Annotated in this window: 15 protein-coding genes and 1 riboswitch; of the genes, 7 read left to right on the forward strand and 8 right to left on the reverse strand. The window is 65.3% G+C overall.

Translation table 11 applies throughout. The features are described 5' to 3' along the window. The first annotated feature begins 114 nt into the window (after positions 1 to 114). From VGN93_RS05500 to VGN93_RS05510, 3 genes are all read left to right on the forward strand, one after another. Positions 115 to 519: a GFA family protein gene (locus VGN93_RS05500; protein WP_319323759.1), complete on the forward strand. Its 405-nt coding sequence runs from the start codon at positions 115 to 117 to the stop codon at positions 517 to 519. Positions 520 to 521: 2 nt separating this feature from the next. Next, positions 522 to 1,328: an AraC family transcriptional regulator gene (locus VGN93_RS05505; RefSeq protein WP_327506652.1), complete on the forward strand. Its 807-nt coding sequence runs from the start codon at positions 522 to 524 to the stop codon at positions 1,326 to 1,328. Positions 1,329 to 1,402: 74 nt separating this feature from the next. After that, a complete protein-coding gene (locus tag VGN93_RS05510) occupies positions 1,403 to 2,017 on the forward strand; it encodes a LysE family translocator (RefSeq protein WP_327506653.1) in 615 nt (204 codons plus the stop codon). On the opposite strand, the gene thiD is transcribed toward VGN93_RS05510, so the two are convergent. Next, complete coding sequence (gene thiD / locus VGN93_RS05515) at positions 2,014 to 2,823, reverse strand: bifunctional hydroxymethylpyrimidine kinase/phosphomethylpyrimidine kinase (protein ID WP_327506654.1); 810 nt, start codon at positions 2,821 to 2,823, stop codon at positions 2,014 to 2,016. The two genes, VGN93_RS05510 and thiD, sit on opposite strands and share 4 nt — an antisense overlap. A gap of 40 nt (positions 2,824 to 2,863) precedes the next feature. Then, positions 2,864 to 2,958, reverse strand: a riboswitch (TPP riboswitch). A gap of 58 nt (positions 2,959 to 3,016) precedes the next feature. Further along, the gene (locus tag VGN93_RS05520) at positions 3,017 to 4,597 is read right to left on the reverse strand and encodes a peptide chain release factor 3 (RefSeq protein ID WP_327506655.1); all 1,581 of its coding nucleotides are present in this window, start codon (positions 4,595 to 4,597) and stop codon (positions 3,017 to 3,019) included. Positions 4,598 to 4,690: 93 nt separating this feature from the next. Here VGN93_RS05520 and dut point away from each other — a divergent pair, with 93 nt between their 5' ends. From dut to cysK, 4 genes are all read left to right on the forward strand, one after another. Then, positions 4,691 to 5,164 carry a dUTP diphosphatase gene (gene dut / locus VGN93_RS05525; RefSeq protein WP_327506656.1) on the forward strand — a complete coding sequence of 158 codons (474 nt, stop codon included), beginning with the start codon at positions 4,691 to 4,693 and terminating at the stop codon, positions 5,162 to 5,164. 4 nt (positions 5,165 to 5,168) lie between these two features. Further along, a complete protein-coding gene (locus VGN93_RS05530; protein ID WP_327506658.1) occupies positions 5,169 to 6,059 on the forward strand; it encodes a GNAT family N-acetyltransferase in 891 nt (296 codons plus the stop codon). A gap of 140 nt (positions 6,060 to 6,199) precedes the next feature. Then, positions 6,200 to 6,817 (forward strand): LysE family translocator, encoded by a 618-nt coding sequence (locus tag VGN93_RS05535; RefSeq protein WP_327506659.1) that lies wholly within the window; start codon positions 6,200 to 6,202, stop codon positions 6,815 to 6,817. 153 nt (positions 6,818 to 6,970) lie between these two features. Next, on the forward strand, positions 6,971 to 7,939 hold the full coding sequence (cysK, locus tag VGN93_RS05540; RefSeq protein ID WP_327506660.1) for a cysteine synthase A: 969 nt from the start codon (positions 6,971 to 6,973) through the stop codon (positions 7,937 to 7,939). Positions 7,940 to 8,020: 81 nt separating this feature from the next. Here cysK and VGN93_RS05545 read toward each other — a convergent pair whose 3' ends face one another. The 6 genes from VGN93_RS05545 to VGN93_RS05570 all read right to left on the reverse strand — a co-directional run bounded on the left by VGN93_RS05545 (position 8,021) and on the right by VGN93_RS05570 (position 15,301). After that, positions 8,021 to 9,553 (reverse strand): YifB family Mg chelatase-like AAA ATPase, encoded by a 1,533-nt coding sequence (locus VGN93_RS05545; protein WP_327506661.1) that lies wholly within the window; start codon positions 9,551 to 9,553, stop codon positions 8,021 to 8,023. Positions 9,554 to 9,763: 210 nt separating this feature from the next. Continuing rightward, positions 9,764 to 10,708 (reverse strand): glutathione synthase, encoded by a 945-nt coding sequence (gshB, locus tag VGN93_RS05550; RefSeq protein ID WP_327506662.1) that lies wholly within the window; start codon positions 10,706 to 10,708, stop codon positions 9,764 to 9,766. A 190-nt stretch (positions 10,709 to 10,898) separates the two neighbouring features. Beyond that, a complete protein-coding gene (locus VGN93_RS05555) occupies positions 10,899 to 12,008 on the reverse strand; it encodes a sn-glycerol-3-phosphate import ATP-binding protein UgpC (protein ID WP_327506663.1) in 1,110 nt (369 codons plus the stop codon). A gap of 12 nt (positions 12,009 to 12,020) precedes the next feature. Then, positions 12,021 to 12,863: a sn-glycerol-3-phosphate ABC transporter permease UgpE gene (ugpE, locus tag VGN93_RS05560; protein ID WP_319322433.1), complete on the reverse strand. Its 843-nt coding sequence runs from the start codon at positions 12,861 to 12,863 to the stop codon at positions 12,021 to 12,023. Between the two features lie 13 nt (positions 12,864 to 12,876). Further along, positions 12,877 to 13,758 carry an ABC transporter permease subunit gene (locus VGN93_RS05565; protein WP_327506664.1) on the reverse strand — a complete coding sequence of 294 codons (882 nt, stop codon included), beginning with the start codon at positions 13,756 to 13,758 and terminating at the stop codon, positions 12,877 to 12,879. A gap of 244 nt (positions 13,759 to 14,002) precedes the next feature. After that, positions 14,003 to 15,301: an extracellular solute-binding protein gene (locus VGN93_RS05570; RefSeq protein ID WP_327506665.1), complete on the reverse strand. Its 1,299-nt coding sequence runs from the start codon at positions 15,299 to 15,301 to the stop codon at positions 14,003 to 14,005. Between the last annotated feature and the right edge of the window lie 28 nt (positions 15,302 to 15,329).

A 15,329-nucleotide genomic window follows, 5' to 3' on the forward strand; every position in this document is an offset into this window, starting at 1 on the left:
CGTGTCATTCTGATGACAGGATGCGGGGTTGGCAGTTTCTTACGGAACAGGATGCCCCTGCCGTTGACGCCGCGGCATCGGGGCCTATCCTTTCCGGTAAGAGAAGGATGCAGCATGAAAATCGACGGGCAGTGCCATTGCGGCTTCGTGACCTATGAGGCGGAGATCGACCCGGACAATGTCGCGATCTGCCATTGTACGGATTGCCAGCGGCTGACGGGCTCGCCCTACCGCGTCACCGTACGCGTCCCGCAGGCCGCGCTTCGCCTCACCGGCAACCCGCCGAAGCTCTACAACAAGATCGCCGAAAGCGGCCGAAAGCGCCTGCTCTACTTCTGCCCCGAATGCGGTGCGCCGCTCTTTTCGACAGGAACCGGCGACGCTGCCGAGAACTGGGGCATCCGCTGGGGCAGCATCAACCAACGCGCCAGCCTGAAACCGACCAGCCAGATCTGGTGCTCCTCCGCCACCGACTGGTTCGGCGAGACGGCCGCCCTTCCCGGCACGCCGCGGGATTGATCATGGCAGCCGGGCGCTTCCAGATCTTCAGGACGGGCATCGACGGCATCGAGGCCGTCATTGCCGACAGTCGCCTGAGTTTCGCGCGCCACACCCATGAGACCTACGGCATCGGCGTGGTCGAACGCGGCGCGCAGAAATCGGCAAGCGGGCGCGGCATGGTCGAGGCCGAAGCCGAAGCCGGCAATACCATTACCGTCAATCCCGGCGAGGTGCATGACGGCGCGCCGCTGGGTGACGCCCCGCGTGCCTGGCGCATGCTCTACATGCAGCCGGCGATCGTCGCGGTCGCGGCGGAGGATATTTTCGAGGGCCGGCCGCGCGAAGAATTCCATGCGCCGGTGCTGGAGGATGGCCGCATTGCCGGGCTCGTCTCGGCGCTGCTCGCCGCCCTGCTCGACGATCACGCCGCCGCTCTCGCCCGGGACGAACGCCTCCTCCTGCTGCTCGCCGCCGCGTTGCAGGAGCGGGCGCCGCAGCGGGAAACCATCGCCTCCTCGGCCATTGCGCAAGCGCGCAACCGGCTCGACGACGACCCGGCCGCCGCCGTCACGCTCGACGCGCTTGCGGCCGATTGCGGGCTCGGCCGCTTCCGGCTGGTGCGCGATTTTGCCCGCAGCACCGGCCTGACGCCGCATGCCCATCTGCTCCAGCGCCGGACCGAGCTTGCCCGGCGGCTGATCGCTGCGGGCACCTCGCTTGCCGAAGCCGCCATCGCGGCGGGTTTTGCCGACCAGAGTCACATGACGCGCAATTTCACGCGCCGCTACGGCTATACGCCGGGTGCCTATCTCACTGCGCGCGCCTGAGTCTGCAATTTCGTTCAAGACCCGACCGTCCTTCCGGTGTTCCCTGCCGCCTCCCAACCGCATGGAAACTGGACATGACCACAGAATTCCTCATCACCTCGCTCGTCGTCATCCTTCTGCCGGGCACCGGCGTGATCTACACGCTGGCGCTCGGCATCAGCGGCGGCTTTCGCGCCGGCCTGCTCGCCGCCTTCGGCTGCACGCTCGGCATCATTCCGCATATCGTCGCCTCCGTCGTCGGCCTCGCCGCGGTGCTGCACGCGAGCGCGCTGGCCTTCGAGGTGCTGCGCTATGTCGGCGTCGCCTATCTGCTCTTCATCGCCTGGAGCATGCTGAAGGACAGCAATGCGCTGGATCTCGGGCCGGACCAGGCGCCTGGCGGCAATGCATTGCGCGTCGTGCGCAAGGGCATCCTCACCAATATCTTCAATCCGAAACTCTCGCTGTTCTTCCTGGCCTTCCTGCCGCAATTCGTGCCGGCTGAGGCGCCCGATGCGACGACGCAGATGCTCTTTCTCGGCGGCATCTTCATGCTGCTCACCTTCCTCGTCTTCGCCGTCTATGGTGCGCTCGCCGCGGGCCTGCGTCGGCAGGTGCTGAGCCGGCCAAGGATCATGGTGTGGACGCAGCGCAGTTTCGCCGCAGCGCTCGGCCTGATGGGCCTGCGGCTGGCGCTGGCCGACCGCTAGTTCCAGAGCGCGTGGAAGTGATGCAACGGCCCATGGCCGGAGCCCACGGTCAGCGCGTCGGAACTGCGCACGGCGCCCGCGATGAAACTCTTCGCCGCCGCCGTGGCATCAACAAGCGTGCGCCCCTTGCCGAGTTCCGCAGCGATCGCGCTCGACAGCGAGCAGCCGGTACCATGGGTGTTGCGGGTGAGGAGACGCACGCCTTCGAACCAGTGCAGCCGGTCCGCCGTCGCCAGCACATCCGGGCTCTGCGTCCCCGGCAGGTGCCCACCCTTGAGCAGCACCGCCTTCGGCCCGAGCGTAAGGAGCCGCTGCGCCTGGTCCTCCATGCCGGCCCGGTCGGGGGCCTCGGGCTCTCCCAGGAGGGCGGCCGCTTCCGGCAGGTTCGGCGTCAGCACGGTGGCGAGCGGCAGCAGCCGACGCGTCAGAGCCTCGACCGCCTCCTGCGCGAGCAAGGACGCGCCGCCCTTGGCGACCATCACCGGATCAAGCACGATCGGCAGGCTGCGGCGCGGCGACAGGCTGTTGGCCACAGCCTCGGCGATCTCACCGGAAGCGATCATGCCGATCTTCACCGCATCGACGCGAACGTCTTCAAAAATGGCTTCGATCTGCGCCGCGACGAAAGCCGGCGGCACGAGATGCACACCGGAGACGCCTCGCGTGTTCTGCGCCGTCAGCGCCGTCAGCACCGCCATGCCATAGGTCCGGCGGGCTGCAAAGGTCTTGAGATCGGCCTGGACGCCTGCCCCGCCCGAAGGGTCGGAACCGGCAATCGAAAGGATGTTTGCAATCGTGTCGGCCATCTCGCCTCCCTATGACAGAGGCGGCCAACGGGCGCAGCAGGGCCGCACCCGTTCGACTCCCTCCGCCGGCATGATCCGGTTCAGGTTCAAAGGGTGCTTCTCAGCCCGCCTGCGCGGACGCCCCCGTCTCGGGGGCGGTTTTCGCAAATGATGCGGCGCCTGTCACGCCGAAAGTGACAGGTGCGCGATCCGATCACGCCTTGGTGACGTGGTACTCCTTGATGGCGACCATCTTGATGGCCGGGTAACGCTCCGATTCGTAGCGCAACGAGAAGGAATCCTGCGCCAGGAACACCGGATCGCCATCGAGGTCGCGGGCGATATCGCCGCGGCGCTGGGTGACGAACTTTTCCAGTTCCGCCGGGCTATCGGACGAAATCCAGCGGCAGACGGAAAAGCGCGACATTTCGAAGGAGACCGGCAGGCCGTATTCCCCCTGGAGCCGCTCCTTCAAGACGTCGAGCTGCAGCGCGCCGACGACGCCGACGATGGCGGGCGAGCCGTCCTCCGGCGAGAAGAGCTGCACGACGCCCTCCTCCGCCATCTGCTGAAGCGCTTCCTTCAGCTTCTTGGCCTTCATCGCGTCTTCCAGCCGCACGCGGCGCAGAATTTCCGGCGCGAAGTTCGGCACGCCTTCGAAGACCAGCGCTTCGCCTTCCGTCAGCGTATCGCCGATACGCAACGTGCCGTGGTTCGGGATGCCCACCACGTCGCCGGCATAGGCCGTATCGGCGAGCTGGCGCTGCGAGGCAAAGAAGAACTGCGGCGCGGAAAGGCCGATCTGCTTGCCGGTGCGGGCGAGCCGCACCTTCATGCCGCGCTCCAGCATGCCGGAGCAGACGCGGGCAAAGGCGATGCGGTCGCGGTGGTTCGGGTCCATGTTCGCCTGGATCTTGAAGACGAAGGCCGTCATCTTGTCCTCGGACGCATGGACCTTGCGCACATCCGCCACCTGGTCGCGCGGCGGCGGCGCGACGGCGCCGAGCGCGTTGATGAGATCGCGCACGCCGAAATTGCGCAGCGCCGAGCCGAAGAAGACCGGCGTCAGGTGGCCCTCGAGGAAAGCCTCGCGATCGAACGGCCGGCAGGCCTCGCGGGCGAGCTCGAGCTCCTCGATGAAGGCGGTGCGTTCGTTTTCCGGCAGGTTTTTCGCCACCACCGCCGCATCGTCTATCTTGGTCGGCTGCACCTGCGTATCCGAGCCGCGGAAGGTGCGGTCGGCGAGATGATAGGAGCCGCAGAACGACTTGGAACGGCCGACGGGCCAGGTGATCGGCGCCGTATCGAGCGCCAGCTTCTCTTCCACCTCGTCCAAAATCTCGAACGGGTCGCGGCTCTCGCGGTCCATCTTGTTGACGAAGGTGATGATCGGGATATCGCGCAGGCGGCAGACTTCGAACAGTTTCAGCGTCCGCGGCTCGATGCCCTTGGCGGCGTCGATGACCATGACGGCCGCATCCACCGCCGTCAGCGTGCGGTAGGTGTCGTCGGCGAAGTCTTCGTGGCCGGGCGTGTCGAGAATGTTGAAGACGTTGCCGTCATATTCGAAGGTCATCACGGATGTGACGACCGAGATGCCGCGTTCGCGCTCGATCTTCATCCAGTCCGAACGGGTCTGGATGCGGTCCTTCTTCGCCTTCACCTCGCCGGCGAGCTGGATGGCGCCGCCGAACAGAAGCAGCTTTTCGGTGAGGGTGGTTTTACCGGCGTCCGGGTGCGCGATGATCGCGAAGGTGCGGCGGCGGGAGACCGCCTTGGCAAGGGTTTCGGCCATTTTCTGCAATATCCTGTGAGTTGCCGCGGTCTTTACAGGCTCCGCCCGGAAGATGCAATTGACGGCGCAAAGTGCTGGCGGGCTTATGGGCGCATGAACGCGCACGCCCCCACCCAGCCCACCCTTTCGCTCATCCGCCTGCCGCATGGCGAGGGCATCGAGCTTCCCGCCTATGAGACATCGGGCGCCGCCGGCATGGATCTGCGCGCCGGTGTAGAGGCGGATGCGCCGCTGACGCTGGCCCCGGGAAAACGCGCGCTCGTGCCGACCGGTTTCGTCTTCGAAATCCCGCACGGCTATGAGGGGCAGATCCGCCCCCGCTCGGGCCTCGCCTTCAAGCACGGCATCACGTGCCTCAACACGCCCGGCACCGTCGACAGCGATTACCGCGGCGAGGTGAAGGTGCTGCTCGCCAATCTCGGCGAAGAACCCTTCGTCATCGAACGCGGCATGCGCATCGCCCAGATGGTGATCGCGCCCGTCACGCAGGTCGGGGTTCGCGAAACGACCGAGGCCAGCGAAACCACCCGCGGTGCCGGCGGTTTCGGCTCCACGGGCGTGCGCTAGAACCATGCCTGCCGACCGGCCGGGGCTGGTCTTCCGCTCCGACTATCTTGGCGACACCAATGCCTGGCAAGCGCTCGCCGATCTGCTCGGCGACACGTTCGGCATCGATATCACCACGCTCGACCGGCTGGGCGGGCCGGACCCGACCAGCGTGGCCTTCGCCTGGTTCGATGCGAACGGCACCTGCATCGCCAATATCAGTGCCTTCTCGCTGCCGCTCGTCATCAACGGCACCTTCGTGCGCGCAGCCGGCCTGCAATCCGGCGCCGTGCGGCCGAGCCATCGCGGCCAGGGGCTTTTTCGCGACGTGATGGAGGCGGCGCTCGACCATTGCGATGCGGAAGGGTTCGAAGCCGTCGCACTGTTGACCGACAAGCCGGACCTCTACACGCGCCACGGTTTTCGCACGCTGGCGCAGCATCGCTTTTCCGGCGTGGCGCCGACGGGTGGGCGCGCGGAGGCGGTTCGGCGGCTCGCCATCGGGAACGAAGCCGACATGGCCTTGCTTAGCCGGCTACTGGATGGACGCCGCCCCGTGTCCGACCGTTTCGCACCGCTTCGGCAAAGGGAAATGTTCCTCTTCAACGCATCGCTGATGCCGGACCTGCGGCTCGACCTGATGGAAGAGCACGATGCCGTCATCGCCTGGCGGGCGGGCGAAGACGGCAGCCTGGACCTGCTGGATATCGTCGGCGCCCGTCTTCCTCGCCTTGCGGATATCGTGGCGAGCCTGCCGGTCTCGCCGTTCCGGGTCACCGTGCACTTTGCGCCCGATCATCTGGAGTGGGACGGCGAGGCCTTTCCGGATGGCGGCGATATGGCGCTCATGCTTCGCTCCACGCGCGATTTACGGCCCGAGCGGCCCTTCGCATTGTCGCCGATGGCGGAGTTCTGATCCGCAGCGGGCTTCCATCGCCATGCGCAGCGCGGGCCTGGCGAACACCGTGCCCATCAGTCAAGGCAAGGCGCTGACCGCAAAACCATTGCCGCGAGATATCGGCAGCGTTAAAAGGGCGTGAGCCCAAGGAGCCTGCCATGACCATTGCCGTGCTGATCGCCTATTGCGGTGCGCTGTTCATCGCCGCCGTCATTCCCGGCCCCGGCATCACGGCGATCGTCGCCCGCGCGCTCGGCTCCGGCTTCCGGCCGACCTTCTTCATGGGGCTCGGCCTCATCCTCGGCGACATGATTTATCTCACCGCGGTGATCCTCGGCCTCGCCTTCATCGCGCAGACCTTCACCACGACCTTCATGCTGATCAAGATCGCAGGCGCCCTCTATCTCGGCTATATCGCCTGGAAGCTCTGGACGAGCGGCCTGCTGCCGCAGAATATCGAGGCGCGGCGCTCGACCAGCGTGACCATGTCCTTCCTTTCCGGCCTGTTCGTGACGCTCGGCAATCCGAAGACCATGCTTTTCTATGTGGCGCTGGTGCCGACGCTGGTCGACCTCCAGGCGATCGGTCTCGAGGAATACGGCGTGCTGCTCGCCGCCACCTTCGTCGTACTACTCATCGTGCTCGTGCCCTATATCGCGCTCGCCTCGCGCGCCCGGCTTCTGCTGAAGCAGCCGAAGGCGCTGCAACGGATGAACCGGGTGGCCGCGGGCATTCTCGCCGGCACTGCTGCGTATATCGCAACCCGCGCGGCCTGAGGTGCCCGGGCCTTCCTGAAAATGAACGATCCGGCTTTTGCGGGATCGGTATCCGAATATTCCGCTTCTTGCGCGTTTGTCGCGAAATCCGGACTCGTCTCCGGCGGCATTCGCTCCTATCTTCTCCAGTAACGAGAACCGAGGGAGCACCAGATGACTGATACCCGCAAACCCGGCCGCGGCCGAATCTACGCCTCCATCACCGAGACGGTCGGCGACACGCCGATCGTGCGGCTCGACAAATTCGCCAAGGAGAAGGGCGTCGTCGCCAACCTTCTCGCGAAGCTCGAATTCTTCAACCCGATTGCCTCCGTCAAGGACCGCATCGGTGTCGCTATGATCGAGGCGCTGGAAGCGCAGGGCAAGATCACGCCCGGCCAGTCGACGCTGGTCGAGCCGACCTCGGGCAACACCGGCATCGCGCTCGCCTTCGCCGCCGCCGCCAAGGGCTATCGCCTCATCCTCACCATGCCGGAAACCATGTCGGTCGAGCGTCGCAAGATGCTGGCGCTGCTTGGCGCCGAACTGGTGCTGACCGAGGGGCCGAAGGGCATGAAGGGCGCGATCGCGAAAGCCGAGGAACTGGCCGCCACCATTCCGGGCGCCGTCATTCCCCAGCAGTTCGAAAACCCGGCCAACCCGGAAATCCACCGCAAGACGACCGCGGAAGAGATCTGGAACGACACCGAGGGCGCGGTCGACATCCTCGTTTCCGGCATCGGCACCGGCGGCACGATCACTGGCGCCGGCCAGGTCCTGAAGGCGAAGAAACCCGGCTTCAAGGTCATTGCGGTGGAACCGGCCGACAGCCCGGTCCTTTCCGGCGGCACTCCCGGCCCGCACAAGATCCAGGGCATCGGCGCCGGTTTTGCCCCGGCGATCCTGGATACCTCGGTCTATGACGAGGTCGTGCCGGTCACCAACGACGAGGCCTTCGAAAATGCCCGCCTCGTCGCGCGGCTCGAAGGCGTGCCGGTCGGCATCTCGTCGGGTGCGGCACTGGCGGCAGCCGTCAAAGTCGGTAGCCGTCCGGAAAATGCCGGCAAGACCATCGTCGTCATCATCCCCTCCTTCGCCGAGCGCTATCTTTCGACCGCGCTTTTCGAAGGCCTCGGTGGCTGAGACAAGGCGGCCCGCTGCGCCAGCGCGCGGCGGGTCGTTCACGACGGCGGCGTGATCGCTGCCTTTGCTGTCACAGCGCAGTCACGCCATTGCCGCCACTCGATCGCCGACGATGCGATAGGAAATCGCCTCCGCCAGATGAATGCGACCGACGATCGCGGCCTCGTCGAGATCGGCCAGCGTGCGAGCGACCTTGAGGATGCGGTGGTAGCCGCGGGCGGAAAAGCGCATCTTTTCCGCGGCGTCGCGCAGGAGCTGGAGGCCGCCGGGATCGGGTTCGGCGACCTTTTCGACGAGCGCCGTCGAGGCGCGCGCATTGCTCGTCACCCCGCCCATGCCGAGACGGGCGAAACGATCGATCTGCAGGGCGCGGGCGCGGGCGACGCGGCGGGCGACGGTTGCGCTCGCCTCGGCCGCCATCGGGCGGATGAGGTCCGTGGCGGAGACGGCAGGCACGTCGATGCGGATATCGATGCGGTCCATCAGCGGGCCGGAGATGCGGGCCTGGTAGTCGCTCATGCAGCGCGGGCCGCGGGCGCATTGGCGGCCGGGTTCGCCCGCCATGCCGCAGCGGCAGGGGTTCATGGCGGCGACGAGCTGGACGGCGGCGGGGTAGCTGACGCGATGATTGGCGCGCGCGATGATGCATGCACCGGTTTCAAGCGGCTGGCGCAGCGCATCGAGCGCCTGCGGCGAGAATTCCGGCAATTCGTCGAGGAAAAGCACACCATTGTGGGCGAGCGAGGCCTCGCCGGGTCTCGCCCGGGCGCCGCCGCCGACAAGGGCGGCCATGGTGGCGGAGTGGTGCGGCGTGCGGAAGGGCCGGCGGTCCGACAGGCGGCCGCCGGACAGTTGGCCGGCGATGGAATGGATCATCGAGACTTCGAGCAGCTCTGCCGGCGAGAGCGGCGGAAGAATGGCGGCGAGGCGGGCGGCGAGCATGGATTTTCCCGAACCGGGCGGGCCGACCATCAGAAGATTGTGGTTGCCGGCGGCCGCCACTTCCAGCGCCCGCTTGGCGCTTTCCTGGCCGCGGATATCGGCGAGATCCGGCAAATCGCCGGCCGGCGCCCGGATGGCCGGCGCGGGACGGGACAGCACCTGCGTGCCCTTGAAATGGTTGACCAGGGCGATCAGGCTGCGCGGCGCCAGGATATCGAGGCCGCCGCCGGCCCAGGCGGCTTCCGCGCCGTTTTCCGCCGGGCAGATCACGCCCTTGCCGAGTGCATTGGCCCCCATGGCGGCGGGCAGCGCGCCCGCAACCGCGGCAATCGTGCCGTCGAGATTGAGTTCGCCGATGACGACATAGTCGTCCAGCGCATCGCCCGGCAGAGCGCCGAGCGCCACCATCAAGCCGAGCGCGATGGCGAGATCGTAGTGGCTGCCTTCCTTCGGGAGATCCGCGGGCGCAAGATTGACCGTCACCCGCTTCGGCGGCAGCGACAGGCCGGAGGCGTGGAGTGCTGCCTGCACCCGTTCACGGCTTTCGGCGACCGCCTTGTCCGCCAGGCCGACGATCTGCATGCCGACCTTGCCGGGCGCCACCATGACCTGGACATCGACGGGCACGCCCTCGATGCCCTGAAACGCAATCGTACTGACCCGCGCCACCATGATGGACTCCGCCCGCCCCGGCCGAAAACGGCCCTCGCAACCGCCCCTGGGTTGCAGCTGGAAATCTGGCACGGAATTCGGAATGAAACAAGAACAATTATAGAACTTGCGCGAAGATTTTCCACGTGCTGGTTGTGCACGGTTGTATTTGCGGAACGAAGGCGGGACGTTCGTGAACGGAACGTCCCGCCAATACAATTCCAGGCACTGTCAGCGCTTCTTTTCGATGGCGTCCCAGAGCAGGGCGGCGATGTCGGCGCCACCGAATTTCTTCACCTCGCGGATGCCGGTGGGCGAGGTGACGTTGATCTCGGTCATGTAGTCGCCGATGACGTCGATGCCGACCAGCAGGAAGCCGCGCTCGCGCAGCGAAGGCCCGATGCGGGCGCAGATTTCCTTTTCGCGCGCCGTCAGCTCCGTCGGCTCGGGGCGGCCGCCGGCATGCATGTTCGAGCGGGCATCGTGTTCGGCGGGTACACGGTTGATCGCGCCGACGGGCTCGCCATCGACGAGGATGATGCGCTTGTCGCCCTTGCGCACGTCCGGCAGATATTGCTGGGCGATGAAGGGCTCGCGGAACATCTGGCCGAACATTTCGAGCAGCGACGAAAGGTTGCGGTCGTCCTTCGTCGAGTGGAAGACACCGGCGCCGCCATTGCCATAGAGCGGCTTCAGGATCATGTCGCCCATCTCGTCGCGGAAGCGGCGGATTTCAGCCGGGTCACGCGTGATCAGCGTTGCCGGCATGAGGTCTGCGAATTCGGTGACGAAAATCTTTTCCGGCGAGTTGCGCACCCAGGCCGGGTCGTTGACGACGAGCGTCCTGGGGTGGATGCGCTCCAGCAGGTGCGTCGAGGTGATGTAGGACATGTCGAAGGGCGGATCCTGGCGCAGCAGCACCACGTCCATGGTCGACAGGTCGACGCGCTCTGGGGTGCCGAGCGTGTAGTGGTCGCCCTTGGTGTCGCGCAGCTCCATCGGCTCGACGGTGGCGTAGACCGTGCCGTCGCGCAGGCTCAGGCGGTCCGGCGTGTAGTGGAAGAGCTTATAGCCGCGGCTTTGCGCCTCGATGCTCATGGCGAAGGTGGAATCGCCGGCGATATTGATGGTCGACACATGGTCCATCTGGACCGCGACGTTCTTGATCTTTGCCATGAAAAGTCCCCTCAGGAATGCCGGACACATTTAAGGTGCCCGAGGGGCGAGCGCAACGGGCGCGCGTCGCTCAGACGAAACCGTCGATGCGGCAGGTGATGAGGTCATGGTCGGAGAGCGGCCGGCGGGCGGGCAATGGCGGCGCGCTCCACCGTGGTGGGGGCGGGCAGCCGGCCGACGGTTTCGCCGATCATGATGCGGCGGCCTCCATGGCGGGGACGTTGGCAGCAATGGCGGCCTCGCCAACCCAGTCGATGCGGCGGCCGGTCGCGGTGTCGAAGAAGTGCAGTTTTGCGGGGGCGATCGAGAGCGATGCGGTCTCGGGCAACGGGATTTCGGAGGGGATTGCCGCGACGAGCGGCTGGTCGCCGACGACGCCGTGCACGAGGCGCTGCGCGCCGAGCTCCTCGACGTAATCGATGCGGAACGGCAGGACGCCTTGCGATCCGGCGTGCAGGCGCAGGTCTTCGGCGCGCAGACCCACGGTCACAGCACCCTGCGTCGGCACCGTTGCACCGAGATCGATGAGGGCAGGGCCGAGGGCGAGCTTGCTGCCGTGCAGCTCGCCGTCGACGAGGTTCATGGCGGGCGAGCCGATGAAGCTCGCGACGAAGGTGGTGGCGGGGCGGTGGTAGACGTCGAGCGGACGGCCGATCTGCTCGATCTTTCCGCCGGAGAGCACGACGAGGCGGTCGGCGAGCGTCATGGCTTCGAGCTGGTCGTGGGTGACGTAAATCGAGGTGGTGCCGACACGGCGTTGCAGGCGCTTGATCTCGCCGCGCATCGAGACGCGCAGCTTGGCGTCAAGATTTGAAAGCGGCTCGTCGAAGAGGAATGCGGAGGGCTTGCGCACGATGGCGCGGCCCATGGCGACGCGCTGGCGCTGGCCGCCGGAAAGCGCGCGGGGCTTGCGCTCCAGATAGGGCTGGAGTTCGAGCATGCGGGCGGCTTCCGCCACGCGCGCGTCGATCTCGGCCTTGGGCGTGCGGCGGTTTTTCAGGCCGTAGGCGAGGTTTTCGTAGACCGACATGTGCGGGTAGAGCGCGTAGTTCTGGAAGACCATGGCGATGTCGCGATCTGCCGGATCGATCTCGTTGACGACGCGGTCGCCAATCGTCACGCTGCCCTCGCTGATCGCCTCCAGCCCGGCGACCATGCGCAGCAGCGTCGACTTTCCGCAGCCCGACGGGCCGACGAGCACGATGAACTCGCCGTCGGCGATGTCGATCGAGACGGAGCTGACCGCGGTGACGCCGCCATTGTAGATCTTCGATACGTCCTTGATACCGATCGATGCCATGGGACAGGCTCCTTATTTGTCGCTTTCGGTGAGGCCCTTGATGAACCACCGCTGGAAGATCATCACGATCATCACCGGCGGCAGCATGGCGAGGATCGCCAGCGCAAAGGCCTCGTTATAGTCGGGAATGTTGGAGCCCACCCAGACGAGCAGGATCTGCTTGATGCCGCGCACCAGCGTGAAGAAGCGCTCGTCGGTGGTCATCAGCGTCGGCCAGAGATACTGATTCCAGCCATAGACGAACATGATGATGAAGATCGCCGCGATCATGGTGCGCGACAGCGGCACGAGAATATCGATGAAGAACTTGAACGGCCCGGCGCCGTCGATGCGCGCGGCCTCCAGCAGTTCCTCCGGCACGGACTTGAAGAACTGGCGGAAGTAGAAAGTGCCGGTGGCCGACGCCAGGAGCGGCACGATGAGGCCGGTATAGGTGTTCGTCAGCCCGAGCTTCGTCATCACCTCGTAGGACGGCAGGATGCGCACTTCGAGCGGCAGCAGCAGCGTGGTGAAAATCATCCAGAAGAACAGCGTGCCGAGCTTGAAGCGGAAATAGACGATGGCATAGGCGGCGAGCATCGACAGCACGATCTTGCCGGCGGCAAAGCCGATGCCGAGGATCAGCGAGTTCAGCATCATGCGCGCGCCGGTGATCTCGCCGGTAAAGCCGCCCTTGCGTGTCAGCACGGTGTTGTAGGTCTCGGTGAAATAGCCGCCCCAGGTGAGAGACAGGCCGTTGCGGTGGATGTCGACCGCCTCGTGGGTGGAGGTCATGAAAGCGACCACCACGGGGGCGACCATGATGAAGACGCCGATCAGGAGGACGACGTGGTCGAGGAAACGGGTGCGGTACATGACGGGCGCCCTCTCAATTGTAATGGACGCGCCGCTCGATGAAGCGGAACTGGAAGATAGTGAGCACGAAGACGACGATCATCAGGATGACCGACTGGGCCGAGGAGCCGCCGAGGTCGTTGCCGCGGAAGCCGTCCATATAGACCTTGTAGACGAGCGTGATCGGGTTGTTGGCCGCCTTGTCCTTCACCATCACGTCGATGACGCCGAACGTGTCGAACAGCGAATAGGTCATGTTGATGATGAGCAGGAAGAAGGCCGTCGGCGCGAGCAGCGGCAGCGTCATCGTCCAGAAGCGGCGCATGCCGGAGCGGCAATCGATGGTGGCCGCTTCACGGATGGAAACCGGGATGCCCTGGAGACCCGAGAGGATGAAGATGAAATTGTAGGGGATTTGCTTCCACACCGACACGATGATCATGGCGATTGCCGTGTCGTTATAGTTGAGGCCGACCTTCATGTCCCAGCCGAAGAAGGCCGCGAGTTTGACGAGCGGGCCGATATGCTGGTCGAAGAACATCATGCCCATGAGGCCCGCGACCGGCGGGGCGATGGCATAGACCCAGATCAGCAGCGTCTTGTAGGTCGAGCTACCCTTCAGCACCGCATCCGCCTTCACCGCAAGCAGCATGCCGATGCCGAGCGACAGGAAGGTGACGAGCACCGTAAAGAGCACGGTGAAGCGGGCGATCGACTGGTACTGCACGGAGCCCAGCGCATCGGAATAGTTGGAAAGGCCCACGAAGGTGGAGCCGAAGCCGAACGGGTCTTCGAGGTAGAAGGACGACTGGATCGCCTGCACGGACGGCCAGTAGAAGAACACGAAGATGATCGCCATCTGCGGCGCGAGGAAGAGATAGGGCAGATAGGGCGACGAGAACTGGACGCGCTTCATGTCATGGCCTTTTGAAAGAACGGAGAGGCTAAAGCCCCTCACCCCCAACCCTCTCCATGCAACGGCAGGGCATCACATTGGGCGTGAACGGTGCAACTCGCCCCTTCTCCCCACCGGGGAGAAGGTCGCGGCAGCGGGATGAGGGGTGGCGCAGACGGTAAACGTCGTGCGAGCCCCCTCATCCGACCCTTCGGGCCACCTTCTCCCCCGTGGGGAGAAGGGGAAATCGACGGCGAAAGCCCCGTCAGCCGGCGGTCTTGGCGAAGCGGGCGAGCAGGTCGTTCGCTTCGGTCTCGATCGTCTTCAGGGCGTCCTCGACCGTGGTTTCACCGGCGAAGATGCGGCCGTATTCACGCTCCATGATCTCGCGGATCTGCGGGTAGAAGCCGAGGCGGTAGCCCTTCGACCATTCGCCCGACGGCAGCATGAGCTGCTGGATGCCGACTTCGGCAGCCGGCTTTTCCTTGTAGTAGCCTTCGGACTTGGTGAGTTCGTAGGCAGCCGTGGTGATGGCGACGTAGCCGGTTGCCTCGTGGTAGAACTTCTGGATTTCCGGCGAGGTCAGGAACTGGAAGAAGTCGGCCGTGCACTTGTTTTCGGCTTCCGGCTTGCCGGACATCGCGAAGAGGGCAGCGCCGCCGATGAAGGTGTTGGTGCCGGCACCCTGGATGCTGTTCCAATAGGGCAGGAAGGTTGCCGAGAACGGCTTCTGCGCGGTCTTCTGGAGGCCGCCGAACGAACCCGAAGAGCCGATCCAGAAGGCGGCCTTGCCTTCTTCGAAGAGCTTCTGGTTGTCGTTCCAGCCGGCGCCGTAATAGCCGAAATAGCCTTCGTCAGCCCAGGCCTTGAGCTTGGTGAACATCATGACGAGGTTCGGGTCCGTCATGTTGATCCTGGTGTCGACGACCGTGTCGTAACCGTTGTTGTTCGTCGCGAACTGGATGTTGTGGCGCGAGAAGAAGTTTTCCGTGAACTGCCAGGTCAGCTGCGACTGGACGAGCGGCAGGTAGCCGGCTTCCTTGAGCTTCGGCGCGATCGCCTCGAACTCTTCCCAGGTCTTCGGGGCTTCGACGCCGACCTTTTCGAGCGCTTCGGTGTTGACATACATGATCGGCGCCGAGGAGTTGAACGGCATGCCGACGAACTTGCCATCTGGTGCTGCGTAGAAGTAGCGCACGCCCTCGATGAAGGCTTCGCGGTCGAACGTGTAGCCTGCCTGGGTGATCAGGTCTTCCGCCGGAATGACGGCGCCGGGCGCGTTGATGATCGTCGCCGCGCCGGCGTCGAAGACCTGGAGGATGTTGGGCTGTTCGCCCGAACGGAAGGCGGCGATGCCGGAAGCCAGCGCTTCTTCGTACGTCCCCTTGGAAACCGGCGTCAGCGCGCAGGCGGACTGCGCGGCGTTGAACTTCTGGGCGACTTCGTTGATGACTTCGCCATTGCGGCCGGCCATGCCGTGCCACCAGGTGATGTTGGTGGCGGCCATCGAGGCCGAGGCGGACACGGCGAGTGCGAAACCTGCGAGGGAAAGCGGCTTGAACATGGGTTGCTCCTCTTCACCGGATTGGTGT

It is taken from the genome of Shinella sp., from assembly GCF_035998705.1.
GTDB lineage: Bacteria > Pseudomonadota > Alphaproteobacteria > Rhizobiales > Rhizobiaceae > Shinella.